Genomic DNA, 14,512 nt, shown 5'->3' with positions numbered 1-14,512 from the left:
AAATGCCCCGCGGAGATGAGGTTGCTGGCGGACATTTCAACCCCGCCGGCTCCGGCCGTGGGAGCCGCGCCACGCCGGCGGCGTGACAAATTCGCCGCCTGCGCGCGCCAGCGCCCCTCGGCCCGCTGCAGCGCTGGACATCGCGGGCGACCCAAGTACAGTAGAGCTAGCCGCGGCTCACGCCATGCTGCGGCGCCCAGGCCCCGAAAGACGCGCTACCTCATGACCATCGACCTTCCCGCCTCCAGCTCGCAGCCCGAAGGCACCGGCCTGCCGCCGCCGCGCGGCTTCGGGGACGCGAACACGCTGACGCTGCCGCGCGCCCGGCGCCCCGCCATGGCGCAAGGCGTCCTGCTCGGCGCCCCAGTGGCCCGCGCCGCGGGCGAGGCCTTGCAGGTGGCCATCGTCCCGGCCGAAGGCACGCCGCTGACCCTCACCTTCTGAGCCTGCGCGGCGCCCGCAACGAAAAACGCCCCGGCTGGGGCGTTTTTTCATTGGGACCGGCGGCATTCGAGCCGACAGCCGCGCCGGCTCGCCTGCGCCGACCCGTCGTCAAGTCGAGCCCGCCGCCACGCTCGCGGATGAGGGACCGCGCGCGGCCGTCAGGGCGCCGGAATACCGCGTGCGTTCAGGCGAGCAAGACGCAGGGCGTCATCCCTCGTCCAGCGCGCATGTTCAACCCGCGCCGGCCTTGACCAACCGGGCTCTTCACTTCCATACCACATTCGACATGTCCACATCGTGTGCATGGCTATGAAGAATTTCTTGCAACTTGTTGATTAAGCGTGACTTTATCGACACAGAAATCGTTGCGAGATGTTACTTCCATGGATAAGATTCCGTCCGTATTAAGCGAACGACCTAGTCTGCCCATCTCCAATTCCCAAGGGGGAGCCATGAAACTACTTACCTCTCTTTCGATCATTGCCGCTACCGTCGCGCTTTCGTCGCCGGCCTTCGCCCAGTCCGCCAGCAAGAACGTGGTGGTGAGCGCGTCACTGACCAGCGTGTGCCGGTTCGCGACGAGCACCGACATGACCATCGCATTGGGCACCTACACCGCATTCCAGGGCACCGCCTTGTCGAACACCGGGACCGCCGCGATCGAGTGCACCCGCCACACGACCACGCCAACCTTCTCCTGGGACGCCACGGTGGGCCTGATCAAGGGTCTGACCTTCACCGTCGCGTCCGCGTACGCGGCGGGCAGTGCCGGCACTGCCCCGGACGGCGTCACGGCCACGGACCTTGGCACGCCGCGCACGGGAACCGTGACGGTCACTGCCAACATTCCGGCTGGTCAGGCTGGTGACGGCGCCAGCGGCGCCGCATCGGCGACCAAAGTCCTGACCGTCACGTTCTGACGCGGATGGCCGTGACGGGCGCGACTCGACTTCTGCTCGCTCTCGTTGCGGGCCTGTTCGCGCACGTCGCGAACGCCGGCTCCGCGCTGAATGTCGTCCTCTCCGTCGAGTATGGATCGGGGCCTTGCGGAGCCGCGGTGACGAGGCAAACGGTCAGCGTGTATTGCGGCCCGGCTCCTGTCTTGCCGCCGGTCGCTGTCGCATCCGGGCTCAATCAGCAGGTCGTGCCGGGCCGCAGTTTCACGAACTCGGCGCCGCCGTTCCTCGGTTTTTCCCGTGCCAATGCGTCCGCGACGGCCGCCCCCCTCGTCCCGTCGCTGCTGGATCGCCAGGAAGATCGCTCCGAGAACCTCCCCTGGCCGGCCGGCGATCCCGCTTTCCGGCAAGTGGGGGTTCTTCCTGCCGACCTGACGGGGCACACCGCGCTCGCCCTGTACAGCGGCGGGCCGAACGTCAGCGGCTGGCGAATGGTTTCCAACGATAATGCTGAGCATGTCGAACTAACCATTTCGTGGTGATCATCATGCCGACGGATTTGAAAGTGCGCCCGTGGCGGTGCTGGCAATCCGTTGCCGGCGCCGCACTCCTCGGTTTCTCGCTTGCCAGCTCCGGCGCCACCTTCTCGGTGAGTCCGGTCCGCATCTACATGCAGTCCAGGGACCGCGCCACCGCGGTCACGGTCGAAAACGAAGGCGACACCGAGGTCGTCATGCAGGGCGAAGTGTTCCAGTGGACGCAAAAAGCGGATGGCACCGACGAATTGACGCCAACGGACGACGTGATCCTGGCGCCGCCCATCCTGAAAGTCGCACCGAAGTCCCGTCAGGTCTTGCGTCTGGCCAATCTGAAGCCGGTCCCTCCGGGTGAACAGCTCACGTACCGCATGATCGTGCGCGAGGTTCCGGAAGCCGCCCAGCCGAAAGAAGGCGTCCAGGTCCAGGTCTCGCTGGCATTCTCGCTGCCGATCTTCATCACGCCGCCAGGCGCCAAACAGCGCCTGCTGTGCGAGGCCAAGCGAGCCACGCCGGACCTTCTGGTCGCGACCTGCGAAAACCAGGGCGACGCGTATGCCCAGCCGGTGAACTTCGCCGTCCGTGCAGCCTCCGGCAGTGTCCTGCTGTCGCAAGACGTCAGTGGCGGCTACATCCTGCCCAAGATGAGGCGTCGGTTCGAGTTGAAGCAGCCCGCCAATGGACCCGCGCTGAACGGAGCGGCGAAGTTCGCGGTGACGCAGGACGATGGGTCGGTGCAGTTGTTTGATGTCGCCGTGTCGGATTAAGGTCGGCTCTGGCCATGTCAAAACTGCGCTCCGGACCCTGGCACTCGCGCTCGCTCTTGCTGCCACGCACCTCGGGGCGATTCACGCCGCCGGCCCGGTCGAGCCGCGCCTGCGGGTCTATCCGCTCGAAGTGCTGCTCAATGGGGCGCCCGTGGGCATCTGGCCGATCATCGAGCGCGACGGCGGGATCTTTGCCCCGCCCGAAGCCTATGAGGCATGGCGTCTGCAGCGCCCCGCCGACGCGCCGCAGGTCGAATTCAAGGGCCTGACGTACCTCTCGCTGTCTTCGATTTCCGCAGCTGAAGTCAGGATCGATCCGGTGCAGAACATGCTGGTTCTGAATGTCCGTGCCGATGCCTTCCTGGGAGCGCGCATGAAGCGCGAACCGGCTGCGGCCGGTCCGCGCCCGGAAGTCATTCCAAGCTTCTTCCTGAATTACGACCTCAACTACAGCGCGAGCCATTTCCAGGAGAGCGCCGCAACCAAATCGCTCGGCCTGCTCGGCGAGGTAGGCCACTCGAGCTCGTGGGGCTTGCTGACCACGTCTTTTGCCGCCCGCGACCTCACTGGCGACACGCCCGGTTCCGGGCCGAAGCTGTTGCGGCTCGAGACGGCCCTCAGACGCGATCTCCCCGAGCATGGCTACACCCTCAACCTCGGTGACGGTGTGTCGAGGACAGGCTACCTGGGGCGCCCGACCCTGTTCGGCGGGCTGCAGATCGGGACCAACTTCGGGCTGACGCCGCTGGTGAATCGCCAACCGCTCCCGGTCATCATGGGGCAGACGCTCGCGCCTTCCACGGTGCAGCTCTACGTCAATGACGTCCTGCGGCAAACCGCGAGGGTGCCGGCGGGCCCGTTCACGCTGGACGCGTTGCCGGCCATCACCGGCAACGGCGACGTGGCGGTGGTCGTGCGGGACATCCTCGGGCGGGAGACCGTCATCACGCAGCCGTTCTTCATCTCGTCCGACCTGTTGGCCCCCGGCCTGAACGACTGGACGCTGGAGGTCGGCAAGCTCCGCCAGGATCTGGGCAGTGCCAGCTCCCACTATGGCGACATCTTCGGCAGCGGCATGTGGCGGCGCGGCCTGAGTACCACGGCCACGCTCGAAGGGCGCGCCGAGGCTTCGGCCGCCCGCTCCGCGCTCGGCATCGCGGGCGTCTCCTCGTTCGGCAGGAATCTGCTGGTGCGCGGCGGTGCGATGGCAAGTCATGACCGGGCGCTGGGCAGCGGCAGACGGTGGTCGGCGGGTCTCGACTGGCAAGGTCGCGCCAATAGCGCCCTGCTGACCGCGGAAGGCAATTCGCGGTTCTTCCGCTATATCGCCGAGCCGGCTTCGGCGCTGCCGCCTCGGCTCCAGTTGGCCGCGCAAGCCGGGCTGTTCCTGGGGCGCTACGGCCGGCTCGGCGCCGGTCTGGCCATCCAGTACCCATACGGGCTCCCGCGCGTCACGACCGCCTCGGTCAGCTATACAACCGTGCTCAAGGACAACTGGCAAGTCAACGTGACGCTCTCGCGTTCGCTCGGGCTGGCGAGCGGGACCACCTTCGGCGTTGCGCTGAACATTCCATTGGGCAAGCGCGATCTGTCCACGAGTTCGACCCAGTTCCGCCGCGGCCAGCTCGACGCGTATACGAGCGTCTCGCACAACCCGGACGGCGACTATGGGACCGCGTGGCGCCTGCTCGGCGGCTACCTGGCCCGGCCGCGCGCCGAAGCAAGCGTCTACCAGTTCGGCCGAAGCGGTGTCCTGTCGGCGGAACTCAGCGCCACGAGCGCGCATTCGAATGTCAGACTCGGCGCCACTGGGGGCTTGCTGGCGACGGCGGGGAAGTTGTTCGCGGTGCCGCGCTACGACATGAGCGCGGCCCTGGTGCAGGTGCCCGGCTATGCCGGTGTCGGCGTCGGACTGGGGCAACAGGTATCCACTCGCACCGATGCCGATGGCTATGCCCTGGTCCCGCGCCTGAATGCCTACCAGCCCAACCCCATCCGGCTCGATCCCAACGATCTGCCGGTCACGGCCGAAGTCGACAGCATCGAGCTGCCGGCGGTTCCGCAATGGCGCGCCGTCGCCCCGGTCAAGTTTCCGGTACGCGGCGGCCGCGGCGCCATGATCCGGATCGTGCTCGACGACGGCGCAGTGGCACCCACCGGGGCAACCGTGCGCATTGTTGGCGAGGATCGTGATTTCTATGTCGGCAAGCGCGGCGACGCGTACGTCACCGGACTGCAGCAGAAGAATCGTTTGCGCTTGCGCTGGCGCGGCGCGAGCTGCGACCTCGACGTCGAACTGCCCCCGGGGGCCATCGACCAGATCGCGCGCGTCGGTCCCGTCGCCTGCCAGGGAGCGATCCCCCGATGACTGGTTCGAAGCTGATGATCCTCGCGGTTGTTCTTGGCTGCGGCGCGTTCGGCGCGCGCGACGCGAGGGCGGTCGTGTCCTGCACCATCGTCGCCTCGCCCACCACGCTGTCCGGGGCGTACGACGCAGCGGCAAATCTCGACCTGCAGGGCTCGTTCGCAGTCAACTGCACGCGGGCCAAGAACGACTCCAAGAACCAGACCCTGTGGATCGGCCTGAACCAGACTGCCGGCCAGACGATGACCAAACCTGCGCCGTACGCGGACACGCTCGGCTATGGCATCTATACGGACTCGGCGCGGTCGACCTTGTGGACGAACGGCGTCGGCGGGGGATTGACCTTCACGCTGGCTTTCGGCACGGCGACGTCGGCTGCCACCAACGTTCCGGTGTATCTGCGAGCCAACGCCGGCCAGGCCGACAAGGCAGCGGGCAGCTACAACGATTCCCTGAACGTCACGCTGAACTCGACGGACAGCGTTGGGACCAACCTCGGGAACACGACGGTGGGGACCCAAGCCACGGTGGCAAAGAGTTGCACCGTCGACGTCGCGCCGATCAACTATTCGGTCAACTACCAGGCCTTCCGCAGCACCGCGCTGGTCGACGCCTCGCAGGCCGTGTCCGTCACCTGCAGCAAGGGCACGCCGGTGAGTCTGGCCCTGGACCAGGTCACCGGCCTGATCGTTCCGACGGAGCTGAAGTACACGCTCACATTTCCCGGACTGTCGCAGTCCGCGTCCGGAACGTCGGCCTCAAGTGCCACCGCGCAGACCTTCGGCTTGACCTTGACGCTGCCCGCCGGCCAAGCGGGGGCCTGCAATGCCGGCACCTGCACTGGCAGCGACACCCGCCAGATCACGGTCTCGTATTGATCGCGTTGGAGCGAGGCCCGCTCCTTGTGCGCGCTCATCGCTGATAGGCATCAAAGTCCGCGGTGCACAAACGTGAGAAATTTCGCGCGCTTGCCGCTTTTCGGCGCCTGATTCGCCGGGAACGTGACTTTTTGCGTGGGGCTTAGGTTGATTTCTTAAACGCATAGAGTAACCTCCGGTTGCCTTTTGATACATTTCCATTGGACATGTACCGGCACCGAAGCAGTACCCACTCTCTGAGGAGCCAACAAATGATCTCTCGACGCCTCCTGTGCGCGGCGACCGCCGCCAGCCTCTTCCCCCTGGTGGCCGGCGGTGCCTTCGCGGCCGGCTCGCAAGACGTGACCGTCCAGGCCAAGGTCCTGTCGGTCTGCAAGCTGAACTTCGCGGCCGCCGGAGCCGTCACGGTCAACATGGGCGATCTCAACCCGTCGCTGACAGGCGAGGTCACCAAACCCGTCTCGGTCGCCTACCGGTGCACCAAGGACGCCGCCGCGCCGACCGTGACGATCCCGGCCGCCCTGACCCTCTCCGGCCCGGGCTCGATCAATTACACCATCGACGCGTTTTCGACTGCCGCCGGCGCGGGGTTCAGCGCCGATGCCACAGCCACCTCGACGATACGCATCCCGTGGGCCAATTTCGCGGACCAGCCGGCCGGCGACTATACGCAGACAATCACCCTCACGATGGCTCCCTGACGGACGGTGATCGACCGGTCCGCCCCGCCGGAGTGCCTCCATGACGCGGCCCCAGGTCCTGCTGTGGCATGTGTGCGTGTGCGCCGCGATCGCGGCGCACGCTCCTTCGGCCTTCGGCGGTCAAACCTGTTCGTTCCGCGCGACGAATGGCCTCGTTCTCAACTTCGGGGATCTCGACCCGTCGACCGGAACCGCGCCGCGCACGGCGACGTTGGTGGCTTCGACCCTGGCCAGCATGGCCGGCGACTGCCAGGGCGGCACCCCGTCGACGATGACGATCGCGATCGCGGACGGGGCCTACACGAGGCAGTTGCTCAACGGCTCCGCGACCATCGCGTACACGATTTACGGGCTGCCAGCCAACTTTCCCAAACCGGGCGTCAATTCTCCGGCAGGCAGTTCCAACGGCTGGGTGACCTGGACCGGCTCGGTTGTGGGCGAAATCCAATGGGCTGCTTTCGCTGACAAGCCAGCGGGCGTCTACAGGGGCAGCTTCACGATCGAGGTCACACCATGACAGCCCAACTGGCGGCGATGAGAACGCCGAGCTGGCAAACCGCCGCTGGCGTCCTCAGCGCCGCATTGCTGGTGGGCCTGCCCGCCGCAGCTGGAGAGTTCTCGGTCAGCCCGATCCGTCTCGACCTCGGTCCCAGCGTCAGGAGCGGCGTCATCGAGGTCAGGAACAGTTCGTCCGAACAGCAACGGTTTCAGATCGAGGCAGTCGAGTGGCTCCAGGATGCCAATGGAAAGGACCGGTACGGACCAACGCGCGATCTCGTTTTCTTCCCCAAGATCATGTCGTTGCAGCCGGACGAGGAAGGCGTCGTGCGGGTCGGTCTTCGCATGCCGGCGGCACCGGTGGAAAGGACCTACCGGCTCTTCATCGAGGAGCTCCCCGGGAAGAAGGCTGCCCCCGCCAGCGGCGCGCAGATCGAGGTCCTTCTCAGGTTCGGTGTGGGCATTTTCGCCGCGCCATCCCTGCCGCAAGACGGACTCGCCATCGATGCCTTCGAGGTAACGACGGGCAGCATTGAGGTTTCCGCCCAGAACAGCGGCAACAGACACCACGTCGTCAAGAGCGTGGAGTTCCGCGGCACCGACGCCGCCGGCAATCCGACGTACCGCCTCGATGTGGCCGACCGGTACCTTTTGGCGGGGACGCGAAAGACGTATTCGGCAAGCATGAGCGCCGAGCAATGTCGAGGAACCGCCACCCTGGCCGTCGAGATCCGCACCGAGCGGGTGAGCGCGGCGCGCAAGATCGAGATCACTCCTGCAATGTGTCCTTAGCAGTGGAGCCGACCGGCCGTCATCGACGTTCCAGCTGGACTGCCTTGGTCTGGGTTGCGACACTGCTTCTGGCACTGAGTCCGCGCCTGGCAGCCGCCGCCAACGAAACGCACCCAGGTGTGCCCAACGCCGATTTCGAAACCCTGGTCCTTGGCGTCACGCTGAACGCGGAAACCAAGGGCGATCTCTTCGTACAGCGCACGGCCGAGTCCGACTTTCTCGTCAAAGTCGAGGACCTGAAAGCCATCGGATTGAAAGACCCGGTCGGAAGCGCGACAGCCGTGGATGGGGAGGCCTATCTTTCGCTGCGCTCGATGCGCGCGCTCTCCTTCGAGTTCGACCCCAAGGCGCTCGTTCTTCACATCACGGCCGACCCATCGCTGCTCGGCCGCAAGGTGATCCCGCTCGCCTCGCAACGCCGTCGGGCAACGGACGCGGCACGCATGAACAGCGCCTTCTTCAACTATGCCTTCACCGCGACCACCGGCAGCACCGCATCGAGCTCGGGCGTCCATTTCTCGGGAGAGGCGGGCGTGCGATGGGGCGACTATCTCCTGCTCGCCGATGCAACCCAGGTGGACAAAGGGGCCGGCAAGAGACTGGTGCGTCTGATGACCAGCATCACACGGGACGACCCCGAAACTCTCCGTCGCACCGTGGTGGGAGATTATCTGACCCAATCTCGCGACTTCACGACCAGCGTGAATCTTGGTGGACTCAGTATCGCGAAACTGTATGGGTTGGATCCCACCTTCGCCCGCTTTGCAGCGCAAAGTCTCAGCGGCACGGTCGCCTTGCCCAGCGACCTGGACGTGTACCTGGATGGCCAGCGAATCCGAACGGAACGCGTCCGTCCCGGGGCTTTCGAGCTGAGGGACATCCTGGCCTACGGCGGCTCGCAGGACGTGCAGGTGGTCTTGCGCGATCCGTTCGGCCGAACCCAGCAACTCAGCTACTCCCTGTACTTCAGCGACCAGGCGCTGGGCCAGGGGCTGCACGAGTACAGCTACAGCGCAGGGGCGTTTCGCCGGGGCTTCGGCCTCGAGAGCGCCAAATACGGCGCGCCGGCATTCACCATGTTCCACCGCTACGGGTTCAGCAATACGGTGACGATCGGGTGGCGCGCCGATGCCACCCGGCATTTCGTCAACACCGGCCCGACGCTCTCCATCGTGGCCGGCACGCTCGGCGTCGTGAACCTGGGGCTCGCCGCGAGCAGCGTCGATGGCCACCGCGCGACCGCCAAGCTCGGCTCCTACACGTACCAGTCACGCAAGTGGTCGATCGGCCTGTTCGCCAGGCACGACGGCGCTGGCTACGCGACCCTCGGCGATCCACCGTACATGACCAGCCGGCGTTGGGAGGGCAGCGCGTCCGTGGGCTATCGCCTGCCGGGGAACGGCCTGGTGACCTTGAGCCATACGGCTTTGACAACCAGGACACCAGTGGCTGGAGCGGCGCCCTCCCAACGCGTCCTGCTGATGCCGCTGGACAGCCGTCGCGCCACGACGTTCGCTTACAGCACGCCCTTTGCCTCCGCCCGCGCGCAGCTGACAGCCAGCATCAGCCATGTCAGAAGCGCGCACGGCCCCGGGCACAACGAAGTGTTCGTCGGCGCAAGCCTGCTTCTGGGGACCGACTACGGTGCGGCGCTGAGTCGGCGGGCTGACGGCGGCACGCTGACGCAGAACGTAAGGCTCAACAAGAACCAACCCATGGGAGAGGGGCTGGGCTTCAGCCTTTCCCTCGACCGCTACCGCGGCGATACCGAAAGCGGGCAGTTCGCCTCCAACGTTCAGTACAACGCGCCGGCCGCGGTCCTGCGCTATGACCTGGGCCAGTACCTGTTCCAGGGCCGGCGCACCGAGGACCACCGCGCCTCGATCGCCGGCGCGGTGTTGATGGTCGGTAACCAGGTTGCACTCAGCCGGCCGGTGACCGAAAGCTTCGCGCTGGTCAAGGTCGGGACGCTGCGCGGCGTCGAAGTCCTCATGAACAATCAGCCGGTGGCGCAGACGGATCGTGAAGGCCTCGCTGTCGTGCCGACCCTGAGCTCGTACCACGAAAGCACGATCTCGATCAGGCCGGACGCGGTCCCGATCGAATATGCCCTGGCCAGGCGAGCCAAGAGCATCGCACCCGCCTTTCGGAGCGGCACATTCGTCGACTTCGGCGCGACCAAGACGCAGGCGTTCAGCGGCAAGCTGTTCTCCGAATTGAACGGCATCACCAGGCCGATAGAGTTCCACGACATGGCGCTCACCGTTTCGGGCAAGCGGCAAACGTTGCCCACAGGACGTGGCGGCGAGTTCTACCTCGAGAACGTGCAGCCCGGAGCCTATTCCGGCGTGGTTCCCGTCGATGGCCGCGAATGCCTGTTTACCCTGACCATCCCCCAGTCGGATCAGACGTTCGTGGAACTGGGCGATACCACCTGCCGGGTCGCTCCATGAGCGGCGCTGGCATGTGCACCCACGGTCAGATCGGGCTCGCGGACAGGTGAAGCGGCCAGGCGTAGGTGCCCGGCCGCGTGGACGCCGCCAGCAGGAACCGGAAACCCAGCTGGAACGTGGCCCTCGTCACACCGGTGCCGGCGGCCGGTTGCGCGATGGCACCGCCGGCGGGACTCAATTGCACGTCGCTGCTCAGGCCCGTCACGACGATCTGACGCATGAAGTCGCCCCCGTTGGCGAATTCGAGCATGTACCCGCGCGTGCTGTTGCTCTTCACGGCCACCTGCGCCGGCGCCGCGACGTCGACGTACCCTCGCTCGACGTCCTGTGCGGTCACCACCACCGCCGACGGCTGCGACAGCACCTTGAGGCTGACATGCTTGAGGACCGTGGCGGACACCGTCATGCCGGCCTGCGACCCCGCCGCCCCGGCCGGTGCGGTGGGCGCCACCATGAGCAGCGCCATCGACGACGCGCCGAACGATGACCCGCTGAACGCCGAGTGGCGCTCTTCGCGAACGTCCCGATCACGCTGCCAGAAGAATTTCATGGTCTGCTCCCGCACGCGCCGTCTCTTCTACTGACAAGCATAGGCGCGAATCGCGCATTTGGGACCATGTTCGCCGCTGGCGCATCGGGGTTCACCCGCAGCCCGCCCGGCCTGCGCGCGCAGAGGCCGGCGCAGCCTAGAAGCGCTCCTGTTCGCCCAGATAGCGCCACTGCCCCAGCGGCAGGTGCCCCAGCACCACCCCGCCGATCCGGACGCGCTTCAGGCCGACGACCTTCAGCCCCACCAGCTCGCACATGCGCCGGATCTGGCGCTTCTTGCCTTCGGTGAGCACGAACCGAAGCTGCTCCGGGTTTTGCCAGTCGACTCGCGCCGGCTTGAGCGCCTTGCCGTCGAGGCTGAGGCCATGCCGCAGGCGCGCCAGCTGCGCCGGCGGCAGGGCCGCCTGCACGTTCGTCAGCGTCGGGCCGTAGCTGACCCGGACCAGGTACTCCTTTTCGATGCCGCTGTCCTCGCCAATGAGCTGGCGCGCCACGCGGCCGTCCTGCGTGAGAACGAGCAGGCCGGTCGAATCGATGTCGAGCCGGCCCGCGGGCGCGAGGCCGCGCAGCTGCTGCGGCGAGAAGCGCAGCCTCGAGCCATCGCCCCGCCAGTGGTTGCGTGGCTGCACCAGCGTCACGGCCGGCTGGTAGCCCTCCTCGGCCTGCCCGCTGACGTAACCAACCGGCTTGTGCAGCAGGATGGTGACCTGCTGGCGCTGTTGTCCGCGCGCCTGCGGGTCGACGTCGATCCGGGCCTCGGGGCTCACTTGCAGCCCCATCTCCGCCACCCTCCCGTTCACCCGTACCCAGCCCCGGGCGATCCACTCGTCCGCCTCGCGGCGCGAGCAGAGGCCAAGTTCGGCCATGCGTTTGTTGAGGCGGCTGGTGGGGGCGGCTGGGTCGGGCATCCGCCCTATGCTACCCGCGCGAAGAGGCTGGATCGCAGCGCCTGCAGGTCCAGGATGCGCAAGCCGCCGTACTCCACGCGAATGGTCGACTGCGCTTCCAGCGCGGCCAGCGCCTCGTTGACGCGCTGGCGTGACAGTCCCACCAGATATGCCAGCTCCTGCTGCGTGATTCGCAGCACCTCACCGACGCCAGGATAGAGCACCGGGTTGAACAGCGCCGCCAGGCTGCGCGCCACCCGCACGTCCGGGTTGGTGAGCCGGTCGATCTCGCGTGCCGAGATGAATTGCGCCAGCCGCTCGTTGAGCTGGTTCATCACGAACCGGTTGAAGCCGATCGAATGATCGAGCAGCCAGTGGAAGGTGTCGACCGGCAGGCCGGCGACGATGCTGCGGCGCAGCGCCTGGATGTTGTAGCGGTACGCCTCGCGCTTGAGGGCCGTGCCCTCGCCGAACCAGCCGCCGGGGGGCATGCCGGTGAAGGTCATGGTCTGGCCTTGGGCGTTCTCGGTGCTCATCTTGAGCAGGCCCTCGACGACGCCGAACCAGTACGTCACCGGCCGCCCCACCCGGCACACGTGATCGCCCGGCATCGCATCGCTCACCTTGAGCTGCGACACCGCCTGCGCGCGGTGTTCGGCGCTGAGCACCTTCAGCCAGGGAATGCCGGCGAGTTCGTCCGGCGTCGGATCGCGACGCCGCTGGTGCAGCGTGAGGTCGGTGTTCATCGCGGGCTTGCTGATCCGGACAGCCCCTATCAGGACAATCCCTAGGAATGTCGTCGCAAAGACAAAAGGACGTCAAAGTGAGTCCTAGTATGCGCTGAACCAACCCAGGTCAGCAAGCAAGGACAGGCCATGGAGACGACGTTCCCGCGACTGCTGCTCCAGCATGCCGCGCAGCGCCCGCAGGACCCCGCGATCCGCGAGAAGGAATACGGCATCTGGCAGACCCACAGCTGGTCGGCCATGCTCGCCCTGGTCGAGCAGGTTGCCTGCGGCCTGCATGAGGCGGGCCTGGCGGCCGATGACCACATGGTCGTGATCGGGGCCAACCGCCCGCGCCTGTATGCCACGATGCTGGCGGCCCAGTCGCTGGGCGCGGTGCCGATTCCGCTCTACCAGGACGCGGTCGGCGCAGAGTGCGTCTTCCCGATCAACAACGCCGAGGTGCGCTTCGCCTTCGCCGAGGACCAGGAGCAGGTCGACAAGCTGCTGGAGATCCGCGGCCAGTGCCCGCAGCTGCGCGCGATCTACTACGACGATCCGCGCGGGCTCCGCAAATACAAGGAGCCGGGCCTGGCATCGCTGGACGAGCTCATCGCGGCCGGCCGCGCCTTCGCTCAGCAGCATCCCACTTTCTTCCGCACCGAAATCGAACGGGCCACGCCCGACGACGTCGCGGCGATGTTCTTCACCTCCGGCACCACCGGCAACCCCAAGGGCGTGGTGCACACGCACCGCAGCCTGCTGGATCGGGCCCAAGCCGGCGCCCAGTTCGACAAGCTCACCCATCAGGAGGAGGTGCTGGCCTACCTGCCCCCGGCGTGGATCGGGCAGAACATCTTCAGCTATGCGCAATGGCTGGCATGCGGCTACGTCGTCAATTGCCCCGAGTCCTCGTCGACGGTCGTGATCGACCTCAAGGAAATCGGCCCGACCTACTACTTCGCCCCGCCGCGCGTGTTCGAAGGGCTGCTCACCAGCGTCACCATCCGGATGGAAGACGCCGGGTGGCTCAAACGCAAGATGTTCCACCACTTCATGGCCGTCGCGCGCCAGGTCGGCCCGGCGCTGAAGGACCATCGTCCGGTCGGCGCGCTGCAGCGGCTGCAGTATGCAATCGGCAACGTGCTCGTCTACGGGCCGCTGCGCAACAGCCTCGGCTTTTCGCGCGTGCGCGTCGCCTACACCGCCGGCGAGGCGATCGGCCCCGACCTTTTCACCTTCTACCGCTCCATCGGCATCAACCTGAAGCAGCTGTATGGCTCCACCGAAACCGCCGTCTTCGTGTGCCTGCAGCCGGACGACCAGGTGAAGGCCGACACCGTCGGGATCCCGATCTCGGGCGTGGAGATCAAGGTGTCCGACAACGGCGAAGTGCTGGTGCGTTCGCGCGGGCTGCTCAAGGAGTACTACAAGAACCCGCAGGCGACCGCCGAAGTGCTCACGGCCGACGGCTGGTACCACACCAGCGATGCCGGTTTCCTCGACGCGGGCGGGCACCTGAAGATCATCGATCGGGTGAAGGACGTCGGCCGCATCGCCGGCGGACCGAACGACGGCGCCCTGTTCGCTCCCAAGTACGTCGAAAACAAGCTGAAGTTCTTCCCCTACATCAAGGAGGCGGTGGCCTACGGCGACGGCCGCGAGCGCGTGTGCGTGATGATCAACATCGACTTCGAGGCGGTGGGCAACTGGGCCGAACGCCGCAACCTGCCGTACGCCGGCTACCCCGACCTTTCGCAGAAGCCCGAGGTCTACGAGCTGGTGAAGGAGTGCGTCGAGAAGGTGAATGCGGACCTGGCGGCCGACGAGCGTCTCGCCGGCTCGCAGATCAGCCGGTTCCTCATCCTGCACAAGGAGCTCGACGCCGACGACGGCGAACTGACCCGCACCAACAAGGTCCGGCGCGGGTTCATCGCCGAGAAGTACCACGTGCTCGTCGACGCGCTGTATGGCGGCAAGACCGAGCAGTACATCGAAACCCAGGTGAAGTTCGAGGATGG

Annotated in this window: 14 protein-coding genes; 11 read left to right on the top strand and 3 right to left on the bottom strand. The window is 66.5% G+C overall.

Annotation, left to right across the window (positions count from 1 at the left end; translation table 11 throughout):
• Window positions 1-222: 222 nt before the first annotated feature.
• The 10 genes from VNT59_RS11305 (at window position 223) to VNT59_RS11260 (ending at window position 10,330) form a co-directional block, all read left to right on the top strand.
• Complete coding sequence (locus VNT59_RS11305; RefSeq protein ID WP_325498506.1) at window positions 223-444, top strand: hypothetical protein; 222 nt, start codon at window positions 223-225, stop codon at window positions 442-444.
• 452 nt (window positions 445-896) lie between these two features.
• Window positions 897-1,364: a hypothetical protein gene (locus VNT59_RS11300; RefSeq protein ID WP_325498505.1), complete on the top strand. Its 468-nt coding sequence runs from the start codon at window positions 897-899 to the stop codon at window positions 1,362-1,364.
• Window positions 1,365-1,369: 5 nt separating this feature from the next.
• Window positions 1,370-1,882: a hypothetical protein gene (locus tag VNT59_RS11295; RefSeq protein WP_325498504.1), complete on the top strand. Its 513-nt coding sequence runs from the start codon at window positions 1,370-1,372 to the stop codon at window positions 1,880-1,882.
• 5 nt (window positions 1,883-1,887) lie between these two features.
• A complete protein-coding gene (locus VNT59_RS11290; RefSeq protein ID WP_325498507.1) occupies window positions 1,888-2,643 on the top strand; it encodes a fimbrial biogenesis chaperone in 756 nt (251 codons plus the stop codon).
• Entirely contained in the window at window positions 2,624-5,011 is a 2,388-nt protein-coding gene (locus VNT59_RS11285; protein WP_325498503.1) for a fimbria/pilus outer membrane usher protein, read from the top strand. Before VNT59_RS11290 ends, VNT59_RS11285 begins: the two co-directional genes overlap by 20 nt.
• On the top strand, window positions 5,008-5,886 hold the full coding sequence (locus VNT59_RS11280; RefSeq protein WP_325498502.1) for a spore coat protein U domain-containing protein: 879 nt from the start codon (window positions 5,008-5,010) through the stop codon (window positions 5,884-5,886). Before VNT59_RS11285 ends, VNT59_RS11280 begins: the two co-directional genes overlap by 4 nt.
• Before the next feature lie 251 nt (window positions 5,887-6,137).
• Window positions 6,138-6,587, top strand: a complete 450-nt coding sequence (locus VNT59_RS11275; protein WP_325498501.1) for a hypothetical protein — start codon at window positions 6,138-6,140, stop codon at window positions 6,585-6,587.
• A gap of 40 nt (window positions 6,588-6,627) precedes the next feature.
• On the top strand, window positions 6,628-7,104 hold the full coding sequence (locus tag VNT59_RS11270) for a hypothetical protein (protein WP_325498500.1): 477 nt from the start codon (window positions 6,628-6,630) through the stop codon (window positions 7,102-7,104).
• Complete coding sequence (locus tag VNT59_RS11265) at window positions 7,101-7,877, top strand: fimbrial biogenesis chaperone (RefSeq protein WP_325498499.1); 777 nt, start codon at window positions 7,101-7,103, stop codon at window positions 7,875-7,877. The genes VNT59_RS11270 and VNT59_RS11265 overlap by 4 nt, the downstream gene beginning before the upstream one ends.
• Before the next feature lie 119 nt (window positions 7,878-7,996).
• The gene (locus VNT59_RS11260) at window positions 7,997-10,330 is read left to right on the top strand and encodes a fimbria/pilus outer membrane usher protein (protein WP_325498498.1); all 2,334 of its coding nucleotides are present in this window, start codon (window positions 7,997-7,999) and stop codon (window positions 10,328-10,330) included.
• 25 nt (window positions 10,331-10,355) lie between these two features.
• Here VNT59_RS11260 and VNT59_RS11255 read toward each other — a convergent pair whose 3' ends face one another.
• The 3 genes from VNT59_RS11255 to VNT59_RS11245 form a co-directional block, all read right to left on the bottom strand.
• Window positions 10,356-10,880: a hypothetical protein gene (locus VNT59_RS11255; RefSeq protein ID WP_325498497.1), complete on the bottom strand. Its 525-nt coding sequence runs from the start codon at window positions 10,878-10,880 to the stop codon at window positions 10,356-10,358.
• A gap of 136 nt (window positions 10,881-11,016) precedes the next feature.
• Window positions 11,017-11,787 carry a pseudouridine synthase gene (locus tag VNT59_RS11250; RefSeq protein ID WP_325498496.1) on the bottom strand — a complete coding sequence of 257 codons (771 nt, stop codon included), beginning with the start codon at window positions 11,785-11,787 and terminating at the stop codon, window positions 11,017-11,019.
• 5 nt (window positions 11,788-11,792) lie between these two features.
• Entirely contained in the window at window positions 11,793-12,512 is a 720-nt protein-coding gene (locus tag VNT59_RS11245; RefSeq protein WP_325498495.1) for a Crp/Fnr family transcriptional regulator, read from the bottom strand.
• Window positions 12,513-12,641: 129 nt separating this feature from the next.
• Here VNT59_RS11245 and VNT59_RS11240 point away from each other — a divergent pair.
• Window positions 12,642-14,512 (top strand): AMP-dependent synthetase/ligase (locus VNT59_RS11240; protein ID WP_325498494.1); only part of this gene is annotated, 1,871 nt, incomplete at its 3' end.

It is taken from the genome of Ramlibacter sp., assembly GCF_035554825.1.
Lineage (GTDB): Bacteria > Pseudomonadota > Gammaproteobacteria > Burkholderiales > Burkholderiaceae_C > Ramlibacter.
This window is presented reverse-complemented; position numbering and strand designations above follow the sequence as displayed.